Source organism: Luteibacter yeojuensis (assembly GCF_011742875.1).
Lineage (GTDB): Bacteria > Pseudomonadota > Gammaproteobacteria > Xanthomonadales > Rhodanobacteraceae > Luteibacter > Luteibacter yeojuensis.
On record NZ_JAAQTL010000001.1, the window covers coordinates 105,276 to 127,462 of the forward strand.

Annotated in this window: 18 protein-coding genes; 14 read left to right on the plus strand and 4 right to left on the minus strand. The window is 66.0% G+C overall.

Translation table 11 applies throughout. The features are described 5' to 3' along the window. Window position 1: 1 nt before the first annotated feature. The 9 genes from HBF32_RS00460 to HBF32_RS00500 all read left to right on the plus strand — a co-directional run bounded on the left by HBF32_RS00460 (window position 2) and on the right by HBF32_RS00500 (window position 10,620). Window positions 2–1,714, plus strand: a complete 1,713-nt coding sequence (locus HBF32_RS00460; protein ID WP_166697682.1) for a methyl-accepting chemotaxis protein — start codon at window positions 2–4, stop codon at window positions 1,712–1,714. A 3-nt stretch (window positions 1,715–1,717) separates the two neighbouring features. Then, window positions 1,718–2,593 carry a CheR family methyltransferase gene (locus HBF32_RS00465; protein ID WP_166697683.1) on the plus strand — a complete coding sequence of 292 codons (876 nt, stop codon included), beginning with the start codon at window positions 1,718–1,720 and terminating at the stop codon, window positions 2,591–2,593. Beyond that, window positions 2,590–3,249, plus strand: a complete 660-nt coding sequence (gene cheD, locus HBF32_RS00470; protein WP_166697684.1) for a chemoreceptor glutamine deamidase CheD — start codon at window positions 2,590–2,592, stop codon at window positions 3,247–3,249. Before HBF32_RS00465 ends, cheD begins: the two co-directional genes overlap by 4 nt. A 58-nt stretch (window positions 3,250–3,307) precedes the next feature. Then, complete coding sequence (locus HBF32_RS00475) at window positions 3,308–4,405, plus strand: protein-glutamate methylesterase/protein-glutamine glutaminase (RefSeq protein ID WP_166697685.1); 1,098 nt, start codon at window positions 3,308–3,310, stop codon at window positions 4,403–4,405. Window positions 4,406–4,421: 16 nt separating this feature from the next. Beyond that, on the plus strand, window positions 4,422–5,600 hold the full coding sequence (locus HBF32_RS00480; RefSeq protein ID WP_166697686.1) for a methyl-accepting chemotaxis protein: 1,179 nt from the start codon (window positions 4,422–4,424) through the stop codon (window positions 5,598–5,600). Window positions 5,601–5,611: 11 nt separating this feature from the next. After that, the gene (locus HBF32_RS00485; protein WP_193570308.1) at window positions 5,612–5,917 is read left to right on the plus strand and encodes an STAS domain-containing protein; all 306 of its coding nucleotides are present in this window, start codon (window positions 5,612–5,614) and stop codon (window positions 5,915–5,917) included. A gap of 287 nt (window positions 5,918–6,204) precedes the next feature. Next, window positions 6,205–7,713 (plus strand): collagen-like triple helix repeat-containing protein, encoded by a 1,509-nt coding sequence (locus HBF32_RS00490; RefSeq protein WP_166697687.1) that lies wholly within the window; start codon window positions 6,205–6,207, stop codon window positions 7,711–7,713. A 69-nt stretch (window positions 7,714–7,782) separates the two neighbouring features. Beyond that, on the plus strand, window positions 7,783–9,447 hold the full coding sequence (locus HBF32_RS00495; RefSeq protein WP_166697688.1) for a ShlB/FhaC/HecB family hemolysin secretion/activation protein: 1,665 nt from the start codon (window positions 7,783–7,785) through the stop codon (window positions 9,445–9,447). A 66-nt stretch (window positions 9,448–9,513) separates the two neighbouring features. Then, on the plus strand, window positions 9,514–10,620 hold the full coding sequence (locus HBF32_RS00500) for a catalase family protein (protein WP_166697689.1): 1,107 nt from the start codon (window positions 9,514–9,516) through the stop codon (window positions 10,618–10,620). A 103-nt stretch (window positions 10,621–10,723) separates the two neighbouring features. Here the strand turns inward: HBF32_RS00500 and phbB are convergent, their stop codons facing one another. Continuing rightward, window positions 10,724–11,464 carry an acetoacetyl-CoA reductase gene (gene phbB / locus HBF32_RS00505; RefSeq protein WP_166697690.1) on the minus strand — a complete coding sequence of 247 codons (741 nt, stop codon included), beginning with the start codon at window positions 11,462–11,464 and terminating at the stop codon, window positions 10,724–10,726. Between the two features lie 57 nt (window positions 11,465–11,521). Beyond that, the gene (gene gluQRS, locus HBF32_RS00510; RefSeq protein WP_166697691.1) at window positions 11,522–12,406 is read right to left on the minus strand and encodes a tRNA glutamyl-Q(34) synthetase GluQRS; all 885 of its coding nucleotides are present in this window, start codon (window positions 12,404–12,406) and stop codon (window positions 11,522–11,524) included. A gap of 194 nt (window positions 12,407–12,600) precedes the next feature. On the opposite strand from gluQRS, the gene htpX reads away from it, so the two are divergent. The 4 genes from htpX (at window position 12,601) to HBF32_RS00530 (ending at window position 17,001) form a co-directional block, all read left to right on the plus strand. Next, window positions 12,601–13,491 (plus strand): protease HtpX, encoded by an 891-nt coding sequence (gene htpX / locus HBF32_RS00515; protein WP_166697692.1) that lies wholly within the window; start codon window positions 12,601–12,603, stop codon window positions 13,489–13,491. A 194-nt stretch (window positions 13,492–13,685) separates the two neighbouring features. Continuing rightward, on the plus strand, window positions 13,686–15,551 hold the full coding sequence (gene htpG / locus HBF32_RS00520; RefSeq protein WP_166697693.1) for a molecular chaperone HtpG: 1,866 nt from the start codon (window positions 13,686–13,688) through the stop codon (window positions 15,549–15,551). Window positions 15,552–15,659: 108 nt separating this feature from the next. Next, entirely contained in the window at window positions 15,660–16,565 is a 906-nt protein-coding gene (locus HBF32_RS00525) for an AEC family transporter (protein WP_166697694.1), read from the plus strand. Window positions 16,566–16,602: 37 nt separating this feature from the next. Further along, window positions 16,603–17,001 carry an RNA-binding S4 domain-containing protein gene (locus tag HBF32_RS00530; RefSeq protein ID WP_166697695.1) on the plus strand — a complete coding sequence of 133 codons (399 nt, stop codon included), beginning with the start codon at window positions 16,603–16,605 and terminating at the stop codon, window positions 16,999–17,001. A gap of 100 nt (window positions 17,002–17,101) precedes the next feature. Here the strand turns inward: HBF32_RS00530 and mutS are convergent, their stop codons facing one another. Then, window positions 17,102–19,687, minus strand: coding sequence for a DNA mismatch repair protein MutS (gene mutS, locus HBF32_RS00535; RefSeq protein ID WP_240147769.1), 2,586 nt, complete (start codon window positions 19,685–19,687; stop codon window positions 17,102–17,104). Window positions 19,688–19,804: 117 nt separating this feature from the next. Beyond that, window positions 19,805–21,025 (minus strand): NHL repeat-containing protein, encoded by a 1,221-nt coding sequence (locus tag HBF32_RS00540; RefSeq protein WP_166697697.1) that lies wholly within the window; start codon window positions 21,023–21,025, stop codon window positions 19,805–19,807. Window positions 21,026–21,426: 401 nt separating this feature from the next. Between HBF32_RS00540 and HBF32_RS00545 the strand changes: the two genes are divergently transcribed. Further along, window positions 21,427–22,170, plus strand: coding sequence for a lysozyme inhibitor LprI family protein (locus HBF32_RS00545; protein WP_166697698.1), 744 nt, complete (start codon window positions 21,427–21,429; stop codon window positions 22,168–22,170). The last annotated feature ends 17 nt before the right edge of the window (window positions 22,171–22,187 follow it).

Consider the following 22,187-nt stretch of genomic DNA (forward strand, 5'->3'; position numbering starts at 1 on the left):
AATGAAGAAGTTCAAGTTCAAAATGCCCGCCCTGACCATCCGCGGACGCCTGTACGGCGTGCTCGGCCTGCTCACGCTCATGCTGATCGGCGGCGCGGCCGTCGGCCTCGGTGCCATGCACTTCCAGAACGAAGGCATGCGCAAGATCTATGAGGAAGAGCTGGCGCCGTCGGAGATGCTCGCGCGGATCAACACGAACTCGCTCATGTCCTTCGTTGTCCTCGGCGAGGCCGCCTCCAAGGTCGGCAAGCCGGACCAGGTGAAGCAGAAGGTCGCGGAATTCCAGAAGTACCAGACCGAAATGGATGCGGTGAAGGCGCAGTTCAGCAAGGTCCCGATGTCCGCCGACATCAAGAAGTACTACGACAAGTGGCAGGCCACCAACGAGGAGTACACCCAGGGCAAGAGCGACATGCTCGATGCGCTGAACCAGGGCGACGAAGGTGCCACCGACATCCTCGAACTCCAGGTGCGTCCGCTGCTGATGGATCGCCAGGAACAGCTGCAGAAACTCATGGAAGGCAAGCGCATCGAGGCCGAGGCCATCTTCGCCAAGGAATCCGCGCAGTACAAGACGATCCGCACGCTGAGCGTCATCGCGCTGGTCCTGGGTCTTGGTATCAGCCTGCTGATCGCCGTCCTGGTCATCCGCTCGATCATCCGCACGCTGTCGCAGACGGTCGCCGTCGCCCACCTCATCGCCGAGGGCAAGCTCGGCCATGACGTGAAGGTCACGCGCAACGACGAACTGGGCCAGTTGCAGGCCGCGTTCCGCGCCATGGACGAGCGCCTGAGCGCCATCGTCTCCGAAGTACGCCATGGCGCCGGCTCGGTCAGCACTGCCGCGCAGCAGATCTCGCGCGGCAACGACGACCTCTCGCAGCGCACGCAGGAACAGGCTTCCAGCCTCGAGGAAACCGCCTCGTCGATGGAGGAAATGACTTCCACGGTGAAGCAGAACGCCGAGAACGCCAGCCACGCCAACCAGTTGGCCCGCGGTGCCCGCGAGCAGGCCGAGAAGGGCGGCGATGTGGTCGCCCAGACGGTCGTCGCGATGCGCGAGATCAACTCCTCCAGCAAGAAGATCTCCGACATCGTCAGCCTCATCGACGAAATCGCCTTCCAGACCAACCTGCTGGCGCTCAACGCCGCGGTGGAAGCCGCGCGTGCCGGCGAGCAAGGCCGCGGCTTCGCGGTGGTGGCGACGGAAGTTCGCAACCTCGCCGGGCGTTCCGCCAATGCGGCTAAGGAGATCAAGGGCCTCATCAACGACAGTGCCGACAAGGTCCGCGCCGGCTCGGAACTGGTCGACCAGTCGGGCAGGGCGCTGGCCGAGATCGTCGACAGCGTGAAGAAGGTGACCGACATCGTCGCCGAGATCGCCGCCGCCAGCTCCGAGCAGTCCGCCGGCATCGACCAGGTGAACCATGCGGTGCTGCAGATGGACGAGATGACCCAGCAGAATGCCGCGCTGGTCGAGGAATCGGCCGCCGCCGCCCGCGCCATGCACGAGCAGGCCACCGAACTCAGCCGCCAGGTCTCGTTCTTCCAGATCACCGGCAACGCCTCCGCCACGCCGTTGGCCAAGGCGAAGAAGAAGGACGCCGCGCAGGAAGAGATGGAAACCGTGTTCGCCGCCGTGCGCAGTGCGCCGGCACCGCGCGCCCCGCGTTCGGCGGAGCCCGCCGACGCCGGAGTGTGGAAGGAGTTCTGATCGATGAACGCGCTCGTCGACAGCGGTGATGCCGTCGGCCCGGCGGGCGCGGCCGGTCCGAGTCTCGGGGAAGCCGATTTCGCCTTCCTTCGCGAGTTCGTGCTGCAGCACTGCGGCATCTCGCTCGGGGACCACAAGCGCCAGCTCGTGCAGGGGCGCCTCCTGCGCCGCCTCCGCGCGCTGGCCCTCCCTGGCTTCGCCGCGTATTGCGACCTGCTGCGGCGCGATCCGGAGTCGGAGCTAGGCGAGCTGGCGAGCTGCATCAGTACGAACGTCACGTCGTTCTTCCGCGAGATGCACCACTACGACATGCTCGTGGACGAACTGCTGCCGCGCTGGCTCGAAGCGAAGCGCGCCGGCGGCCGCCTGCGGATCTGGTCGGCAGGCTGTTCCACCGGCGAGGAGCCGTACGCCATCGCCATGGTATTGGCGGAAGCACTGGGGCGCATCGGCACCGACGTGGACGCGAAGATCCTCGCCACCGATCTCTCGCCGCAGGCGCTCGCGACGGCGCGCAAGGGTGTCTATCCGGTCGATCGCCTTGGCGGCGTCAGCGAGGCGCGGCGCAAGCGTTGGTTCCTGCGTGGCGAAGGCAGCTTCGACGGTTACGCCCAGGTCCATCCGCGCCTGCGCGAACTGGTGACGATCCAGCCGCTGAACCTGCTCCACGAATGGCCCATGCAGGGGAAGTTCGATGCGATCTTCTGCCGCAACGTGGTCATCTATTTCGACAAGCCCACGAAGCAGCGCTTGTTCGCCCGTTATGCCGGCATGCTGGAAAGCCGCGGCTACCTGTTCCTCGGTCATTCGGAGTCCATGTACGGATTGTCCGAGGACTTCGACCTGATCGGCCGCACGGTCTACCGGAAGCGCTCATGAGCGATGCGTTCGTCCTGCAGCCGAGGACCTTCGCCGGCTTCGACCCCAAGAGCGTGCTGCCGGGCTTCGAGCACGTGCGCCGCTTCTGGGATCCGGCCCAGGAAGTGGTCACGGTCAAGATCCTCCCTGGCGAGTACTACGTCAGCGTGCAGGAGGAAATGATCTCCACCGTGTTGGGTTCCTGCGTGTCGGCGTGCGTGCGCGACGCGCGGCGGCGCATCGGCGGCATGAACCACTTCATGCTCCCCGAGCCCACGGGCGAGCGCGATAGTTGGAGTTCCACCATCGGCCGTGCGGCCCGCTACGGCAACGACGCCATGGAGCAGCTCATCAACGCGATCCTCAAGGCCGGCGGCAAGCGCGACGATCTCGAGGTGAAGATTTTCGGCGGCGGCCGCGTGCTCGCCACCATGACCGACATCGGTCAGCGCAACATCGCCTTCGTGCAGCGGTACATCGCCACGGAGAAGCTGAAGCTCTGCGCCGCCGACGTGGGTGACATCTACCCCCGCCAGGTCCAGTTCTTTCCCGTGAGCGGCAAGGTGCGCGTGCGCCAGATGCGCTCCATGCACGACCAAAGCCTGGCCGATCGCGAGAAGCGGTACCTCAAGCGATTGGCCGACGATCCGATAAAGGGAGAGGTGGAGCTGTTCTGACGTCCCCGTCAGGCCGCCTGCCTCGTCACCGTTTCCGCCACCCGAGCCGCCAGAGCCCATGCAGAAAGTACGCGTTCTTATCGTCGACGATTCGGCCCTGGTGCGTAAGGTGCTGACCGCCATGCTCGAGTCCGATCCGGGCATCGAGGTGGTGGGCACCGCCGCGGACCCGCTGATCGCGCGCGACAAGATCAAGCAGCTCGATCCCGACGTGCTCACGCTCGACGTCGAGATGCCGCGCATGGACGGCCTGACCTTCCTCGACAACCTCATGCGCCTGCGTCCCATGCCGGTGGTGATGGTATCCACGCTCACCGAGAAGGGGGCCGACGTCACGCTTCGCGCGCTGGAACTGGGAGCGGTGGATTTCTTCACGAAGCCCGCGGCCGACCTGGCGAACACCTTCATGGAGCACGCACCGGAAATCTGCGCGAAGGTGCGCCTCGCCGCCGGCGCCAAGCCGCGCGAGCGTGCCACGGTGACCCGGCTGGACGTAGCGCCGCGCCTGAGCGCCGACGCGGTGCTGCCGCGCGCACAGACGGCGGGTAGCCGCGGCGGCACGCGCATCATCGCCATTGGCGCCTCCACCGGCGGTACCGAAGCCATTCGCGTGGTGCTCGAGGCGATGCCGCCCACGGCGCCACCCATCGTCATCACACAACATATTCCCGCCGCCTTCAGCGGTCCGTTCGCCGCCCGCATGGATTCCTGCTCGGCCATGCGTGTGTGCGAAGCGCGCGACGGCCAGCCGATCCAGCCGGGCCACGCCTATATCGCCCCAGGCAGCCAGCACCTGCTGGTGATGTGGGATGGCGCTCGCCACGTGTGCCGCCTGCACGACGGCCCGCCGGTGAACCGCCACAAGCCGGCGGTGGACGTGCTGTTCCGTTCCATGGCCGCCAGCGTCGGCGCCGCGACCATTGGCTGCCTGCTTACCGGCATGGGCGACGATGGTGCGCGCGGCCTTGGCGAACTGAAAGAGATCGGCGCCCACACCCTTGTGCAGGATGAGGCCAGCTCCGTGGTCTGGGGCATGCCGGGCGCCGCCTGGAAAGCGGGTGCCGCCGGGGAAATGCTTCCCCTCGATGCCATCGCGGCACGCCTGCTTGCGCTTGCCAACACCCCCGTGCCCGTCGCCGCGCGCGTCGGCACCTGATTAACGAGACGTCATCATGCTGATCCCAAAAAACGAACACAGCATCGGCTTCACCGCCAGCGCCGTCGCGCTGGTGCTGGTGCTGGTGTTCCACTCGGCCTGGGTCGCCCCGGTCGTGGTGGCCCTGCTGACGGCGACCTGGATCGCTGTCAGCCTGCGCACCGAGCGATTGCCCGAGGTGGAGGTGGTTCTCAGTGCCGCGACCAGCGACGAGGCCTCCGTGCGCGAGGCGATGGAAGACGTCCGCAGCGCCATCGTCGACGAACTCGGTCACGCCAGCCGCGAACTCAACCAGGCACTGGAGCTGCTGCGCGATGCGGTCGCCGAACTCGGTGGCGGCTTCAACGGCCTGTCGCACAAGACCGGCAAGCAGCAAAAGCTGCTCAGCGAGATCATCGAGGCGGGTGGCAAGGGCATTTCGGTCCAGGACTTTGCGGATCGCACCGCCAGCCTGCTCGAGCACTTCGTCGGTCTCATCGTGCAGCTTTCCCGCGAGAGCCTGCGTATCGTCTACCGCATCGACGGCATGGCGAAGGAAATGGACGCCGTGTTCGCACTGCTGAAGAACGTGAACACCATCGCCGAGGAAACCAACCTGCTGGCGCTCAATGCCGCCATCGAAGCGGCGCGTGCGGGCGAATCCGGCCGAGGCTTCGCGGTCGTCGCGGGCGAAATCCGTAACCTGGCCCAGCACAGCAACCAGTTCAACGAGAAGATCGGCAGCCACGTGGAGCGGTCGCGCACGGCGATGGAGAGCTTGCGCGAGCTCGTCGGCCACATGGCCTCGCAGGACATGAACGTGGCGCTGTCCACCAAGGGCGGCATCGACGAGATGATGGCCACGATCACCGAGTCCAACGCGCGCACCAGCGCGGCCGCGGACGAAGCCGCCTCGATCAACCGCGGCCTGGGCAATGACGTGTCCACCACCATTCGCTCCCTGCAGTTCGAGGATATCCTCAGCCAGCTGCTCCACCAGACCCGCTCGCGCCTTGTGGAACTGCAGGAGATCACCGCCGACTGCACGCGCGACATCGAAGAGCTGGCCTGTGCGCCGGCCGATGCTTCCGAACTCGGCGCGCGCGCGCAGCGCGTGCGTGCCCGCCTGGCCGAGCAGCGTGAGCGCGCCCGCCTGCGTTCCCGCGGCCCGGCCCTCCAGCAGTCGATGGCTGCCGGCGACATCGACCTGTTCTGAGGAAAGTATCCATGGCCATCACCGTCCACAACGATTCCGAACAGGGTTGCCTCACCCTCCACCTGGGCGAGCGCTTCGACTTCTCGATCCATCGCGCCTTCCACGACGCCTGCCTCGGCGACGTGCCCGCCGCACGCAGTTATGTGCTCGACCTGGAGCAGGTCGAAGGCATGGACAGCTCCGCCTTGGGCATGCTCATGCTGCTTCGCGAACACGCCGGCGGCGACCGCGCGGAAATCCGCATCGTCAACGCCAGCGCCGACCTGCGCAACACGCTGCGCATCGCGGGCTTCGACAAGCTTTTCACCGTGCACTGATACGGCATTTCGACCGATACGGTTTCACGGAACGCCCCGGCCCACCGGGGCGTTTTTTTCGTGCGAAATCCACGCACCGCATGGCCCGGTCTTCACCTGTGTGACGAAGGCGCACACATTTGGCCGAAATGGCATGCCATTAGCCGCCTTGGTGGCCGAATTTGCGCAACGTGGCAAAACCACTCCGCGTCTCATGGAACCAGGCCGTGATGCAGGTCACGGCCCATGTTCCGCTCCCACTGGCAGGGGGCAACGCCCACGGGCATCGTCGTAGGAGTCGAAGCATCATGACCGAGAAACGTTCAGGAACAGTCCTCACCCGCACCTTGCTGGCGACGTGCATCGCCGCCGCGGCTGTATCGATGGCCGCCTGCAGCGGGCATGGTTCCACTCATTCAGGTGGCGGGTCGGGCGGTACCGTGCAGCCTGGCGGATCGGGAGATACCGGGGGTGGCGGTAACGATGGTGGCGGTGGCTCGGGGACCGGTGGCTCCGGAACGGGCGGCTCCGGGACAGGCGGAGGCACCGGTGGCGGCAGTGGTGGGACCGGTGGCGGCGATAACGGGGGAGGTGGCGACAACGGTGGTGGCGACAATGGAGGCGGCGACGGTGGCACCGGTGGCACGCCCGCACCGAGCAATGCGGTCGGCTCGGTAGCCACCGGCGCCGGCAATATCGTCTCCGCCGTCGGTGGGACCGTATCCGGCATCGGTACGCAACTTCCCGCGACCACGGTGCTCGGTGGTACGGGTGGTCTGGCCGAGGGTGCGGGCAACGCCGTCGACGATCTCGGCAATGCGATCACCACCGTGGGCAATGGCCTCAGCGACGGCCTGGGCCAGACCGGCAATATCGATAACCCGGTCGGCACGACCACGGACAGTCTCGGCAACGCAGTGACGCAGGTCGGTGGCGCGGTGAACGACTTGGGCGAGGGCGTGAGTACCGTGGGTGCGGGTACGCCCATCACTCCGATCACGGCCGTCGTGGGCACGGCGGTGTCCATGGTCGGCACAGGCGTCGAACAGGTCGGTACGCGGCTCGACGGCGCCCTCGAATCGTCGGGCGTGGACACGCTGACCCAGGCGGCCAGCGATGTGGTGACCCCGCTCGCGGGTGCGTTGGGCGATAGCTCGTCGCCGATCAATTCCGGCAACCTCGTCCAGGCTGTCGGCAACGGAGCGGGAGGCCTTGTCGGCGGTGGCAGCACCGCCGTGGCCAGCCTCGGCGCAAACATCGCCGGGGCGCCTGTGCCGGGTGCGGCGGGCGGTCTGACCGCTTCCCTCGGCACGACGGTGCAGAGCGCCGGCAATGCCCTCGCGCCTCTGGGTGCGGGGTTGCACAGCGGCATCGGAACCGCGGCTCCCGGTGCGGGCGACGTCGTGAGCACGACGCTCGTCGGGGCCACGAACACGGTGGCCGGGCTGGGCAATACCGTCTCCGGCGCCGCGTCCGGTCCGCTCGCGCCCCTCTCGCCGCTCACCTCGGCGATTGGAAATACGGTGACGGGTGTCGGTAACGGCGCGACGGCCGCGGTCGGTTCGGGCGGCGCGCTTTCGGGCGTGACCGGCACCGTCAGCACGGTGGTCAACGGTGTCGCCGGCGCGACGGGCACGGGCGGTGCCGCGAGTGGCGGTAGCAGCGGCACCGGCGGCACCGGCGCGGGCGTCGGCGGTGTCGTCGCGGGCGTGACCAACACGGTGGGCGGCCTCGTCGGCGGCCTTGTGGGTGGCGTCACCGGTGGAGCGGAAACGGACAACCAGCCTCTCAAGGGGCTGTTGGGTTCGCGTCGCTAAGCCGGCAAGGGCGAGGGTGGCGCAGGTGCGCCACCCTCACCGTTCTCGCGTCAATCACAAGGAGAGTTCATGTACCGATGGCTCGGTTGCCTCCTGGGCATGACCGTCGTTTGTTCCGCATCGGCGCAGGTCCGCGCCCCCGCCAATCCCCTGCAGACACTTCCCCGCACCGAGACGCCGCGGCAGGCACCGTCGGTAAAGGTCAACGTGCAGGCACCGAATCGCGCCTTGGAAGCGCTGCTGGCGCGGCATATCACGCCGTCGCGCTTCGACGTCACCGGCGTGAGGTCGGTTCCGTTCGCCGACGTGGCGGCCTTTTTTGCGCCGTTGCGCGGGAAAGACACGACCGTCCGCGAACTCGTCGCGGCGGCGGACCGTGTCACCGCTCTCTACAAGGCGAGCGGCTACGCGCTGTCGTTCGCGTTCGTGCCCAACCAGACGCTTGCGGACGGTGTGGTGAAGATCCAAGTGGTCGAGGGTTACGTGACCGGCGTCGACGTTCGTGGCGATGCCGGCAACCTCGCGCCGCGCATCGAGGCGATGGCCGCGCACATCGTCGGCGAGCGGCCGTTACGCCAGGAGACTTTCGAGCGCTACACGCAACTCCTTGGCCAACTGCCCGGCCTGAAGGTGGCGGCGAACGTGCCTCCGCCCACCACGACCGACGGTGCGACGCGGCTCGCTCTCGACGTATCGCGACAGCGCTACGACATGAGTTACGGCCTCGACCTGAATCACCCGGGCGCGCAGGGCGTGTTCACCTTGCTGGAAAACGGAGCGACGCCGCTCGGCGAGCAGCTGAGCGTATCCACGCTATTTCCCAACGGTGGCGGACAGCGCTTCTATTCGGCCGCCTATGTGCAACCCTTCGGGTCGCGCGGATGGCAGGGCAAGCTGGATGCCAGCCGCTATTGGGGTCAGCCGGATACGGATGAGCAGTTGCCTTCGTACCTCGACCATCGGCTGACGCAGGAACGCCTGGCGCTCACGGCGACGTATCCGCTGGTGCTCGGCAATACGCGCCGGTTGAACCTCGCGATGGGCATGTATGCATCGAGGCAGGACGACCGTTATCGCAACGTGCTCACGGGTGCGATGGTCGCACTGAAGTCCAGCGTGCGCGTACTCGATGCGGAGCTTTCGTGGTTGTCGGTGGACGACCGGCGCACTCGCCAGTTCGCCATCGCCGTCGCGCACGGGTTCGACGGGCTGGGTGCCTACTCGCGCTCCGTGAGCAACCTCGGCGTCCTGGGCATCGCGGTGCCGGACGTCGCTTTCACCCGGTACACCGCCAACCTGACCTGGGCGCAACAATGGGCACGTAAGCTCGGTACGGTGTTTCGGGCCACTGGCCAGTACAGCGGCGACGCCTTGCCATCGACGGAGCAGATCAACTTCGGCGGACCGAGCTTCGCGTATGCCTACGATCCGGGCGACGCGGCGGGCGACAGCGGCTGGGCCGCGTCCGCCGAACTCAACCGGAGTTTCGTCCCGGAGGCGAAGTGGATCAAGTCCGTGGTGCCTTATGTCGCGTACCAGGCGGCACGCGTCTACCTCAACGGCGCACGGCCGTTCATCGACCGTCTCGACTCGGCGGCGCTCGGCGTGCGTGCCTCGGACAACAGGCATTACTCGATCGACTTCGCCCTGGCCTGGCCCACGGGCGATAAGCCGCCGGAGAGCGAGGACCGCGACATGCGCTGGAATCTCACCTTCAGCTACAAGCTCATGTGACGCATGTGACCGGCTCTTCACGGTCGCGGCGGCAAGATCCTGCGACCGCCAGCGCCGAGTCCCGCCATGCCCCTGTCCCTGCACCCGCCGCCGATCCGCTTCGACGAGTCGCTGGAACGCATCGAGCCGGATGAGACCGAGACCGTGGAACAGCTGATCGAGACGCTGACCCGGATCAACCAGACCACGCTCGAGCACGAGAAGCATGCGCATCGCTCGGTGCATGCCAAGAGCCATGCGCTGCTGACCGGGGAACTGCTCGTTCCGGCCGACCTCCCGCGCGAGCTGGCGCAAGGCCTTTTCGCGCGGGAGGGCAGGTATCCGCTGGTGATGAGGCTGTCGACGGTGCCGGGCGACCTGCTGGACGACAGCGTGTCCACGCCGCGCGGCATGGCGCTCAAGGTGATCGGGGTGGAGGGCGAGCGACTGGCCGGCAGCGACAATGACGTTACCCAGGATTTCGTACTGGTGAACGGCCCGGTCTTTTCCGCGCCGAACGCGAAGCGCTTTGCCGCCGCGCTGAAGCTGGTGGCCGCGACCACCGATCGCGCGGAGGGGGCGAAGAAGGCCTTGTCGGCCGTATTGCGCGGCACCGAACGGGTGATCGAGGCTTTCGGCGGCAGGAGCGCCACGCTGTTGAACCTGGGTGGCCAGCCGGAAACCCACCCCCTGGGCGATACGTATTACAGCCAGGCACCCCTGCGCTTCGGCGATTACGTGGTGAAGCTGTCAGTGGCGCCACGCTCGCCGAACCTGACCGCGCTTACCGATGCCGAGCTCAACGTCAACGGCAAGCCGAACGGTTTGCGCGAGGCGATGGTGAATCATTTCGCGGCGGAAGGCGGCGAGTGGGATCTGCGGGTGCAGTTCTGCACCGATCCCGAATCCATGCCGATCGAGGATGCATCGGTCGCCTGGCCGGAGGAGAAAAGCCCCTACATCGACGTCGCCCGCATCGTCGTGCCTGCGCAACCCGCCTGGAACGCGGCCCGCCGCGCGGCCATCGACGACGGCATGGCGTTCAGCCCCTGGCATGGCCTGGCGGCCCATCGGCCTTTGGGTTCGGTGATGCGCGCACGTCGCGTCGCCTACAAGGTGATGGCCAAGTTCCGCGCGCACCACAACCACGTGACGATTACCGAACCCCGCTCGATGAACGAACTGAAGCTGTGAACTCGCACACGCCTGCAGGAGCCGCTATAGCGGCGAGGGAAACCTGCCTTACCACTTCATGGCTCCATTGGCTTCTCGCCGCTATAGCGGCTCCTACAGGGTATTACCAACCCATGTAGTGACCGCCGTTGATGGCCAGGTTGGAGCCAGTGATCCAGCTGGATTCCTCGGCGGTGAGGAACGCCACGGCGTGCGCGATTTCCTCGGGCCGTCCAAGCCGACCCACGGGAATCTGCGCGATGATCTTGGCGCGGATGTCCTCGGGCACGGCCATGACGAGATCGGTGCCGACATAGCCCGGCGATACCGTGTTCACGGTGATACCGAAACGCGCGTTCTCCTGCGCGAGGGAAATGGTGAACCCGTGTACGCCGGCCTTGGCGGCCGCGTAGTTGGCCTGGCCGTACTGGCCCTTCTGTCCGTTGATCGAGCTGATCTGGACGATACGGCCCCATTGTCGCGAACGCATGCCCTCGATCACCGGGCGGGTGACGTTGAAGCAGGCGTTGAGGTTGGTGTTCACCACCTCGGTCCATTGCTGGTAGTCCATCTTGTGGAACGTGGTGTCGCGCGTGATGCCGGCGTTGTTGACCAGGATTTCCACAGGCCCGGCCAGCTCCTCCACCGCACGGACCATCGACTCCGCCGAGACGGGGTCGGAGACGTCACCGGGCACCATGACCACGTCGATACCGTCGCGGATCATGTCCTCGCGCCATGCGGCGGCGCGGGCCTCGTCGCGGAAGTTGGTGGCGACCCGGTGACCCTGGCGGGCAAGGTAGCGCACGATCGCCGTACCGATGCCGCCCGTGCCGCCGGTCACCAGTGCCGTTCGCTGCGTCATACCTTGCTTCATCCTCGTTCGATTCCCGTGGGTAACCCGTCGCCGGGCAAACGGTTCTTATAGCGTCGCCGTGGCGCCAAGACTACTGCGGCGAAGCGACGCAGGTGCGAATCCGTGCAGCGCGTCGCGCAGCAGGGTTTCCGGTGTGCCCGCGGTAGACGGGGACAAGACACCCAGCCGGTCCAGCGCCGCGCGCAGCGCGGGCAGGGGATCGGCGGCATCCACCGGGAGGGCGGCGGTGGACTTGGAGAGCTTCCTGCCTTCCGCGTCGAGCACCAGCGGGAGGTGCAGGTAACCGGGCGTGGGCAGCGCCAGGAGCCGCTGGAGGTGGATCTGACGGGCGGTGGAATCGAGCAGGTCGGCTCCCCGGACCACATGGGTGATGCCCTGGTCGGCATCGTCGACCACACAGGCCAGCTGGTAGGACCAGAGGCCCTCCACGCGACGGATGACGAAGTCGCCCGCCATTTCGCGCAGGTTCTCCGACTGGGCGCCTTGCAGGTCGTCCTCCCAGTGGAGGCTCAGGTCCGGCGCACGCACGCGCCAGGCGTGCGGGCGGGAAGGGTCCGCGGCGGCCACGCAATGCCCGTCGCGATGGATGCCACCCTGGGACGCCAGGTCCGAGCGGCTGCACCAGCAAGGAAACACCTGGCCGCTTTCGCGCAGCCCCTCGAAGGCGGCGGCGTACGCTTCCTGCCGTTGCGACTGATAGACAGGAGGCTGGTCCGGAGAAAGGCCGAAGGCGTCCAGCGTGGCCAGGATCGTCGCGGCCGACCCGGGAACCTCCCGAGGCGGATCGATGTCTTCGATGCGCACGAGCCATTGGCCCTCGGCGTGCCGGGCTACCAGCCAGCTGCCCACCGCCGCCACGAGGGAGCCGAAGTGCAGGGCGCCGGTGGGGGAGGGCGCAAATCGTCCGCGGTAGCGAGGAAGGGCTGTCATGGGCTGATTTGAGAGGATTCTCAAAGGCGTCTAGCCTGGAAACCGACAAGTGTAGGCGATGCCCAGACAGCGGAGCCGCGCCGGACCGGCTTCCCCCGCGCCGACGGGCTTTCCGCCATTGAATCGTTCACGCTCCGCCCCGAAAACTTGGCACAGGCGGTGCCAATCGCCAGCCGCCATGAGAGAGACAGATCATGTTCAAACGCATTGCCTTGTTCGTCGCGACCAACCTCGCCGTCATCCTCCTCCTGACCTCTGTCTGCCACGTCCTGGGTATCGACCAGTGGGCGGCCCAGCGTGGCATGGGGATCGGCGGGCTCATCGTCTTCGCCTCGGTCTTCGGTATGGGCGGCGCCTTCATTTCGCTGGCCATTTCCAAGTGGACGGCGAAGATATCCACCGGCGCGAAGGTGATCACCGAGCCGCGTAACGAGTCCGAGCGCTGGCTGCTCGACACCGTGCGCCGGCATGCCGAGAAGGCAGGCATCGGCATGCCCGAGGTCGCCGTCTACGACGCCCCCGAAATGAACGCCTTCGCTACCGGCATGACGCGCAACAACGCCCTGGTCGCGGTAAGCACGGGCTTGCTCCAGCAGATGGACCGCGAGCAGGTATCGGCCGTGCTTGGCCACGAGATCGGCCACGTTGCCAACGGCGACATGGTGACGCTCACCCTGATCCAGGGCGTGCTGAACACACTGGTCATCGTGCTGGCCCGCCTCGTCGGCCGCGTGGTCGACAGCTGGCTCAGCGGTGGCCGCGAGCGCGACGGCGAGGGCGGTATCGGTTACTTCGTCGTGGTGATGGTCCTGCAGATCGTCTTCGGCCTGTTCGCCTCCATGATCGTCATGTGGTTCTCCCGCTGGCGCGAATTCCGGGCCGACGCCGCCGGCGCCAGCCTTGCCGGCCGCGCCTCGATGATCTCGGCCCTGCAGCGCCTGTCGGGCAACCACGGCGATACGAGCCTGCCGCAATCCATCCAGGCCTTCGGTATCTCCGGCCACCTGGCCTCGGGCCTCAAGCGCCTGTTCATGAGCCACCCGCCGATCGAAGAGCGCATCGCCGCCCTCCAGGCCGCCCGCTAGAGGGTGTTGCCCCAGGTGAGGGTTTTCTGTGGGAGCCGCTTCAGCGGCGAAGGGTGCTCGCGGCAGGCTTGTCCGCTGCCGCGGGATCGCCGCCGGAGCGGCTCCCACAAGGTCATCCGCTTGGCGGGGGACTTTTTTCGCCGACCGCCTGTCCCCATACTCCGGTGCCTGTCCCACCTTGAAGGAACGGCACCGTGAGCCAGGAAACCCGTAAGTTCGAAGCCGAGGTCGCCCAGGTCCTGCACCTGGTGACCCATTCCCTCTACTCGCACAAGGAAATCTTCCTGCGCGAGCTGATTTCCAACGCGTCGGATGCTTGCGACAAGCTGCGTTTCGAAGCGCTGGCCGACCCCTCCCTGACCGATGGCGATGCCGACCTGCGCATCCAGGTCACGTGGGATCCGGAGGCGCGCACCATCAGCGTGCGCGACAACGGCATCGGCATGAGCCGCGACGAAGTGGTCGCCAACATCGGCACCATCGCCAGTTCCGGCACGCGCCGCTACCTCGAGGCGCTGTCAGGCGAGCACAAGGCGGACGCCCGCCTCATCGGCCAGTTCGGCGTGGGTTTTTATTCGGCTTTCGTCGTCGCCGACAAGGTCACCGTGATCACCCGCCGCGCGGGCCAGCCGGAAGTGGCCGGCGTGCGCTGGGAAAGCGACGGCAAGGGCGAGTACACCCTTGAGGACGCCAATGTCACCGAGCGCGGCACCACGGTCGTGCTGCACCTCAAGGCCGACGAAGACGAGTTCCTGAGGTCCTGGACGCTGCGCGGCGCGATCACCAAGTACTCCGACCACGTGGCCTTCCCGATCCGCATGCCGGCCGACAAGGACGGCAAGCCCGACCCGACGGAATGGACGACGGTGAATTCCGCGTCCGCGCTCTGGTCGCGCGCGAAGAGCGAGATCAGCGACGAGGAATACCAGAACTTCTACAAGGCGCTCGGCCACGACTTCAACGACGCACTGGCCTGGACGCACAACCGCGTCGAGGGCAGCCAGAGCTTCACCACGCTGCTTTACGTCCCGGAACAGCCGCCCTTCGACCTGATGATGGGCGGCCGCGACGAGCGGAAGGGGCTGAAGCTCTACATCAAGCGCGTCTTCATCATGGACGCGGCCGAGGAACTGCTGCCGAACTACCTGCGCTTCGTGCGGGGCGTGGTCGATGCCGACGATCTGCCGTTGAACGTGAGCCGCGAGATCCTCCAGCACAACCGCCAGCTCGAGCAGATCAAGGCGCGCTGCGTAAAGGGCGTGCTCGACCTGCTCGAGCGCATCGCGCGCGACGAACCGGAGAAGTTCGCCACGTTCCTTGCCGGCTTCGGCAATACGCTGAAGGAAGGCATCGTGGAGGACGCGACGAACCGCGAGCGCATCGCGAAGCTGCTGCGCTTCGCCTCCACGAAGGGCGAGGGTGCGGCAAAGACGGTCTCGTTCGACGATTATATCGGCCGTATGGCCGTGGGCCAGGACACCATCTGGTATGTCACCGCGGACAGCTATGCCGCCGCGGCGGGTAGCCCGCAGCTGGAAGCGCTGAAGGCCAAGGACATCGAAGTCCTGCTGATGTCCGACCGCGTGGACGAATGGATGCTCGGTTACCTCACCGAGTACGCAGGCAAGCGGCTGCGCAACGTCGCAAAGGGCGACTTCCCGCTGGACGAGGCGGACAAGGCGAAGCAGGAAGCCGCCGCCACGGCCGCCGCGCCGCTGCTCGAGCGAGCGAAGGCGTTGTTGGGCGATCGCGTGAAGGAAGTGCGTGTGTCGGCGCGGTTGACCGATTCGCCGTCGTGCCTCGCCCTGGCCGATTTCGACATGGCGCCGCATCTTGCCCGCCTGCTGCGCGAAGCGGGTCAGGACGTACCGGATGCGAAGCCGGTGCTGGAACTCAATCCTGAACACGCGCTGGTGAAGCGCCTGGCCGCGGAAACGGACGACGCGAAGGCCGGCGATCTTGCGAGCCTGCTGTTCGAGCAGGCGGAAATCACCGCCGGTGCGCAGCTGGCCGATCCGGCGGGCTTCGTGCAGCGGATGAACCGCGTGTTGCTGGGCTGAGGCGATAGTCGTCGGGTTCCTGCCTGCGCAGGCAGGAACCCAGCGACTCACCTACCCTCGCAAGGCAGCCCGTGACCTCCCGGTTCACCCGCTGTTATCGTCGTCCCCATGTCCGCGCTCCTCATCCTGTTCCTCTGCCTCGCCCTCGGCATCCTCTGTCGCCGCTACGCGCCGCTGCCCGAAGGCATCGTGCCGGGCATCAACTGGTGGGTGTTGAACATCGCGTTGCCGGCCCTCGTGCTGGCGCTGGTGCCGCATGTGCGGATCGATACGCGGCTCTGGTTCCCCGTGGTCGGCATGTACGTCACCTTTTTCGGTGCGTGGGCGCTGTTCGCGTCTCTCGGCAAGGTCTTTGACTGGTCGCCGCGGCGGGTGGGATGCCTCGCCCTCGTCTGCGGACTGGGGAACACGTCGTTCATGGGCTATCCGCTGGTCGAGGCCCTGCATGGCAAGGAAGGCCTGTCCATCGCGGTGATCGCCGACCAGTTGGGCTGTTTCCCGATGCTCGCCGCCGGTGGCATCGTCGTGGCGTCGTTGTATTCGGGACGGGGAGCCGGCGCTTCCGCGATCGTTCGCCGCCTGCTTACCTTCCCGGCGTTCATCGCGATGCTGGCGGGCGTAGCCATCGGCTTCGCCGGCGGCATGCCGCCGGCGCTGGAGAAGCCCTTGCTGCAGATCGGCCAGACCCTGACGCCACTGGCGCTGTTCTCGGTCGGCCTGCAATTCCGTCTGCACCTGCGCCGCGAACAGGTCGGCGCGCTGGCGGCGGGTCTCGGGTGGAAGCTGCTGCTGGCACCGCTCGCGGTGTTCGGCATGGGCATCGCCGCCGGCGTGGGTGGCCTGACCCTCACGGTAGGCGTGTTGCAGGCCGCCATGGCGCCCATGATTTCGGCGGCCATCCTCGCCGACCAGTACGACCTGGAACCCAGGCTGGCCAATACGGTCCTCGGCGCCGGCATCCTCCTTTCCCTCGTGACGATCCCCTTGGGTAACATGCTCCTGCCCGCGGCATGACCTTGGTATTCAACAGTACGCCTGCATCCTCCCTCACATGACCGATACCACGACGCATCCCGGCGTACGCGCCGACGTGTGGCTTTGGGCCGCACGCTTCTTCAAGACCCGCAGTCTCGCCAAGCAGGCGATCGACGGCGGCAAGGTCGAACTCAACGAGGCGGCCTGCAAGCCGGCAAAGTCGGTGCACGTGGGCGATACGCTCCGGATCACTCGTGGCGAAGAGCGGATCGCGTGTGTGGTGGCGGCGCTTTCCGAAAAGCGCGGACCGGCGCCTGAAGCGCGCAAGCTTTACACGGAAACGGACGAAAGCATCGCCGAACGCGAACGGCGCCTCGAGGACCGCCGCCTCACCGGCGGCGCGCTGTTGCGTCCCGACTCCCGCCCCGACAAGCACGCCCGCCGGCTGATCCAGGACCTGAAGAAGACCCTTTGATCCCGCACTCTGTAGGAGCCGCTATAGCGGCGAGAGCACTCTTGCCGACATGTCGCGAGATTCCCTCGCCGCTATAGCGGCTCCTACAAGAGCCCCGGTTTCAGCGCAGCATCTTTCGTAGCTTGTAGAGTTGCTCCAGCGCCTCGCGCGGCGCGAGGTCGTCCGGGTCCAGCGCTCGTAGCGCTTCTTCCACCGGGGAGGGTAGAGGGGGCGCGAACAATCCCATCTGTGGCGCCGCCACGGCAGGTGCGGCCACGGCGGCGGTGACCTCGTGCCCTTGCTCCAGCGCGGCGAGGTAACGGCGCGCATCGGCGATCACCGTCTTCGGCAAACCGGCCAGCGCAGCCACCTGCAAACCGAAGCTTCGGTTGGCGGGGCCGTCCTTCACCGTATGCATGAAGACGAGCTGGTCGCCGTACTCGACGGCATCCAGGTGCACGTTCGCGATCGTCGGAAATTCGCCGGCAAGCTCGGTCAGCTCGAAGTAATGCGTGGCGAAGAGGGTGAACGCGCAACTGGTGGCGGCAAGGTGCACCGCGGCCGCGCGTGCCAGCGAAAGACCATCGTACGTGCTGGTGCCGCGACCCACCTCGTCCATCAGCACGAGGCTGCAATCGGTGGCGTTATGCAGGATGTTCGCCGTTTCGCTCATCTCCACCATGAAGGTGGACTGGCCGCGCGACAGGTCGTCGCCGGCGCCGATGCGGGTGAAGATGCGGTCGATGGGCCCGATGGTGGCGGCCGACGCCGGCACGTAGCTGCCGATGTGCGCGAGGAGCACGATCAACGCGTTCTGCCGCATGTAGGTGGACTTGCCGCCCATGTTCGGGCCGGTGATCACCAGCATCCGCCGGCTCTTGTCGAGCCCGAGGTCGTTGGGTTCGAACGGTTCCTCGCGGACCTTCTCGACCACCGGATGGCGGCCACGCTCGATGTGGATGCCCGGCGCGTCGGTGAGTTGTGGCGCAGTCCAATCCAGCGCCTCGGCGCGCTCGGCGAGATTGGACAGTACGTCGAGTTCGGCCATTGCCGCCGCGGCGACCTTCAGTTCCGGAAGGCGCTCGATCAGCTTGTCCAGCAGCAGTTCGTAGAGTGCGCGCTCGCGCATCAGCGAGCGTTCCTTCGCGGAAAGGACCTTGTCCTCGAACTGCTTCAGTTCTTCGGTGATGTAGCGCTCGGCGTTCTTCGTGGTCTGCCGGCGGGTGTAGTGCTGGGGCGCCTTGTCGGCCTGGGCCTTGGTGATCTCGATGTAATAGCCGTGCACGCGGTTGTAGCCGACCTTCAAGGTCGGAATGCCGCTGGCGGCCTTCTCGCGTTCTTCCATGTCGACGAGGAACTGGTCCGCGTTGGTGGAAAGACGGCGCAGCTCGTCGAGTTCCTCGTCGTAACCCTCGGCAAGCACGCCGCCGTCGCGCAGCAGCACCGGCGGCTGGGAAACGACGGCGGTAGCGAGCCATGCCGCCGTGTCGGCATGGTCGCCGATGCGTTCCACCAGGGCGTGGATCAACGGACTGTCGAGGCCCTCGATGTCCTGGCGCAGGTTAGGGGCCGCGGCAAGGCCGTCGCGCAGCGTGGAAAGGTCGCGCGGCCGCGCGGAACGCAGTGCCACGCGGGCAAGGATGCGTTCCAGGTCGCCGACGCCTCGCAGGCGCTCGCGCAGGCTCGTATGCCGGCGCGAATCGATGAGGCTGCCGATGGCCTGGTGGCGACCGCGCAGCACCTGCCGGTCGCGCAACGGACGATTGAGCCAGCGTCGCAGAAGGCGCGCACCCATCGGCGTCACGGTTTCGTCGAGGACGCCCAACAAGGTATTGTCGACGTTGCCGCTCTGGTGCGTGTCGATCTCGAGGTTGCGCCGCGTCGCCGCATCCATCGCGATCGTCTCGCCGGCGTTCTCCACGGCCAGGCCGGTGAGATGGGGCAGGGCGCTCTTCTGGGTTTCTTCCACGTAGCCGAGCAGGCAGCCGGCGGCCGCGATCGCCAGCGGCATGCCTTCGACGCCGAACCCGAGCAGGTCGCGCGTCTTGAAGAAGCGGCACAGTTCGCGGGTGGCCGTGTCGCCGTCGAAATGCCAGGGCTGACGCTTGCGCAGGCCGGGCAGGGACGAGACCAGCTTCGGCCAGGCCACGTCTTCGCCGACCAGCGTCTCCGCCGGTTGCAGGCGGGCCAGTTCGGCAGCCAGGCCTTCCGCCGTGGTCACTTCGGTGAGCAGGAAGCGGCCGGTGGACAGATCCACCCAAGCCAGGCCGTAGCCCTTGGGACCGGCGGCGATGGAAAGCAGCAGGTTGTCGCGCCGTTCTTCCATCAGCGCGGCGTCGGTCACCGTGCCGGGGGTGACGATGCGCACGACCTCGCGCTTCACCGGTCCCTTGGACGTGGCGGGGTCGCCGATCTGTTCGCACAGCGCCACGGATTCGCCCAGCTTCACCAGGCGGGCCAGGTAGTTCTCCACGGCGTGATAGGGCACGCCGGCCATGGGAATCGGGGCACCCGCCGACTGGCCGCGCTGGGTCAGCGTGATGTCGAGCAGCCGCGCCGCCTTGCGCGCGTCGTCGTAGAACAGCTCGTAGAAATCGCCCATCCGGAAGAACAAGAGGATGTCCGGGTGCTCCGCCTTCGCCGCCAGGTACTGGCGCATGAAAGGGGTGTGCCCGGCGGCGGCCGAGATGTCTTCTGCCAAAGCCATGATTTTTCGAGATTCCATGCCGAAGGCGTGCCACCTGCGGCACGCCGGTCGGACATGATAACGGATGGGCGGGCACCTCCGTCCGGGGGCCTGTTCCCGTGGCGGCTGCGGGGTCCCTTAGGGCAGGAATCGGAAAATGCTAATGTGGTTGCCTGAGGAATTCGATGTTTGCCCGGTCACTACGTACTTGCCGTCCTCTTGAATCCGTAGCCCGGACAAGAGAACGGAGTAGTTTCCTTCAGGAGCGATCTCTACGACGCCGTCCTGTCCAAAATCCGTGTCCGGGCTACCGTCGGGCAGAAAGCGTCTTAGCATGCCCAAGCTGGGCACGCCAAACGTAAAGCCAACAGAAAGAATCTTTCCATCCGGCAGCTGAAGTGCAGATCTCTCATGGGTGCTTACCCTGTCTTCCCTCCAGGGGAGAAGGAGCGGCTGGCCCTTGTTGAAGCCACTGTCGAGGCCTGATGCCTTCGCATCCAAGCGCGCGATGAAGGCGACAGCGGTAAAGTCGCCCGTCTGTCCAACGACGAGGATTTTGCCGTTACTTTGTACCGTCGCATTTGAGATCTCGTCATAGCCAGATGTCATCGGCAGATAAAAATGTCCGTCATAGCCAAAGCTTCGGTCAACGCTGCCATCTGGCTCGCAGCGGGAAATCATCCCGCCTTCGTTTGAGCCGCCGTTCAACAAGATTTTCCCGTCAGGAAGGATTTGCAATCCGTAGAGACCGTTCCTCGGAAAGTCGTAGGCAAATCCATTCGTTCCAAACCCTTTATCCAAGGTGCCGTCGACGTGCAAGCGAAAGAGTAATTTGCCGTTCTTGTTGGGATCGCTCCACGTTATGCTGGCGAGTACGACTATCTTTCCATCGCTTTGGAGGCCTGCCGAGTGCAGGTCGCGAAAACGGCCAGGCAAGTCATCGATAGCCGCACGCCCACCGACTCCGAAACTGCCGTCGAGTTGACCCTGCGGTGTCAGGCGCACGTAGCAAATGTAAAGCGGTGTCTCGCTCCGGTATACAACGCCGCCGATGAGGACCTTGCCATCCGGGAGGACGTTCCTGGTCCTCGAACGAAAGTCGTCCGTGAAGCCGAGTGGCGTCTTCGCGATACCGCCCTGGCCCAAATAGGGGAAATTGGGGTCCAGCGATCCATCCGAAAGGCGACGGACCAGAACAGCGATTTTCGCATATTCGACTCCGATGGTCAGGAACGTTCCGTCCGGCATTAAGGACGAACCGCCGGATCCTCTGGAGTGATAATGAACCTGACCGCTGGTTCCAAAATCGGGATCGGGACTGCCTGCGGGAAGCATTTTGCCGGTATGTTTTCCATTCATGATATGACCTCGCGATTCCCTGCGTGGAGTTTCCCCTGCTGAGCGATTGTATGTCGCGGTGCGAGGCATCGGTCCACTTCGATTGTCCGTGGCGCCCGGTCGCCGTAGCCGAAATGGCCGAAGAAACAATACTCATCACCTTGTCACGCGCGTTTTCGCCTGACGATTTGCGAGATATCCTGTCGATCGCACTGTCCACGCCCGAGCCGTTGGCCTTCACGCGCGCGATAAGGGCGAGCGGGAGATCATTGTTTCCTGTCCCTCGGAGAGCCATGGACCGAATGACCTAGGGCGGCATGCAAAATCGGCACAAGAAGACGGTGAACCCTGCACGGTTTTGTCAACCGGTAGCTGCTAGCCTCACGCGAGGGGATCCGGACAGTTCACGATCAGGAGTTCCAATGCTCGTCAGGCGAAGGAATGGTGCGCGGGCGAACGCCCGCATGCGATGGGTGGCCGTTTTGGCCATGGGGCTGGGGTTAGCGGCGGGGGCCGCGGCGCAGGAGGCGGGGTCGCACGATTACGACACGCAGGATGCGCGGCTCAACGCCGTCTACAAGAAATTGGCGGGCTCGCTCGACGATGCGGGCCGCAAGGCATTGCGCGAGGAAGAGCGGCGATGGATCGCCGGCCGCGACCAGGCGTGCGGTGTCAAGGCCGGCGCGGTCGTCAAGAATATCTGCACCACGACGCAGACCAGTTTCCGCGCCGACGAACTGGAAAAGCGCATGGGTGGCGCGGGCAGTACAGCGGCAACCCAAGGCGCCGAGGCGGTGGCAGGCGACTGGGGCTATCGCAGCGACTGCAATCTGGGCCACTACGTCCAGTTGCACGTTCCGGCGACGGGCTCTGCCGAGGAGGGTATGTGGTCGGATGGCACGCGCACGGAAGGCAGCTCGGGCCGCTTCAAGAGCGAATGGCGCGACGGAAAGCTCTACCTGCGGTTCTGCGCCGACGAGGCCGAGCGCGGCGGCTATCCGGTGTGCCCAGCCTACGGCGATGCGGACGCCTACGTCGTACCCGAAGGCAAGCGCCTGGCCTGGTATCGGACCGATGAGAAATTCACCTCGAAATACGTCTCACTGGAGCGCGTGGCGAAAGGCGGCAAGGCGCCGCTCGACAAGCAGTGCAAGAACGACATGTAACACGCCCATTAACCAGG

What these genes read in the sequence shown, in the direction of transcription:
- HBF32_RS00460 (WP_166697682.1), top strand. Translation starts at nt 2, where the DNA reads ATGAAGAAGTTCAAGTTCAAAATGCCCGCCCTGACCATCCGCGGACGC.
- HBF32_RS00465 (WP_166697683.1), top strand. Translation starts at nt 1,718, where the DNA reads ATGAACGCGCTCGTCGACAGCGGTGATGCCGTCGGCCCGGCGGGCGCG.
- cheD (WP_166697684.1), top strand. Translation starts at nt 2,590, where the DNA reads ATGAGCGATGCGTTCGTCCTGCAGCCGAGGACCTTCGCCGGCTTCGAC.
- HBF32_RS00475 (WP_166697685.1), top strand. Translation starts at nt 3,308, where the DNA reads ATGCAGAAAGTACGCGTTCTTATCGTCGACGATTCGGCCCTGGTGCGT.
- HBF32_RS00480 (WP_166697686.1), top strand. Translation starts at nt 4,422, where the DNA reads ATGCTGATCCCAAAAAACGAACACAGCATCGGCTTCACCGCCAGCGCC.
- HBF32_RS00485 (WP_193570308.1), top strand. Translation starts at nt 5,612, where the DNA reads ATGGCCATCACCGTCCACAACGATTCCGAACAGGGTTGCCTCACCCTC.
- HBF32_RS00490 (WP_166697687.1), top strand. Translation starts at nt 6,205, where the DNA reads ATGACCGAGAAACGTTCAGGAACAGTCCTCACCCGCACCTTGCTGGCG.
- HBF32_RS00495 (WP_166697688.1), top strand. Translation starts at nt 7,783, where the DNA reads ATGTACCGATGGCTCGGTTGCCTCCTGGGCATGACCGTCGTTTGTTCC.
- HBF32_RS00500 (WP_166697689.1), top strand. Translation starts at nt 9,514, where the DNA reads ATGCCCCTGTCCCTGCACCCGCCGCCGATCCGCTTCGACGAGTCGCTG.
- phbB (WP_166697690.1), bottom strand. Translation starts at nt 11,464, where the DNA reads ATGACGCAGCGAACGGCACTGGTGACCGGCGGCACGGGCGGCATCGGT.
- gluQRS (WP_166697691.1), bottom strand. Translation starts at nt 12,406, where the DNA reads ATGACAGCCCTTCCTCGCTACCGCGGACGATTTGCGCCCTCCCCCACC.
- htpX (WP_166697692.1), top strand. Translation starts at nt 12,601, where the DNA reads ATGTTCAAACGCATTGCCTTGTTCGTCGCGACCAACCTCGCCGTCATC.
- HBF32_RS00525 (WP_166697694.1), top strand. Translation starts at nt 15,660, where the DNA reads ATGTCCGCGCTCCTCATCCTGTTCCTCTGCCTCGCCCTCGGCATCCTC.
- HBF32_RS00530 (WP_166697695.1), top strand. Translation starts at nt 16,603, where the DNA reads ATGACCGATACCACGACGCATCCCGGCGTACGCGCCGACGTGTGGCTT.
- mutS (WP_240147769.1), bottom strand. Translation starts at nt 19,687, where the DNA reads ATGGCTTTGGCAGAAGACATCTCGGCCGCCGCCGGGCACACCCCTTTC.
- HBF32_RS00540 (WP_166697697.1), bottom strand. Translation starts at nt 21,025, where the DNA reads ATGAATGGAAAACATACCGGCAAAATGCTTCCCGCAGGCAGTCCCGAT.
- HBF32_RS00545 (WP_166697698.1), top strand. Translation starts at nt 21,427, where the DNA reads ATGCTCGTCAGGCGAAGGAATGGTGCGCGGGCGAACGCCCGCATGCGA.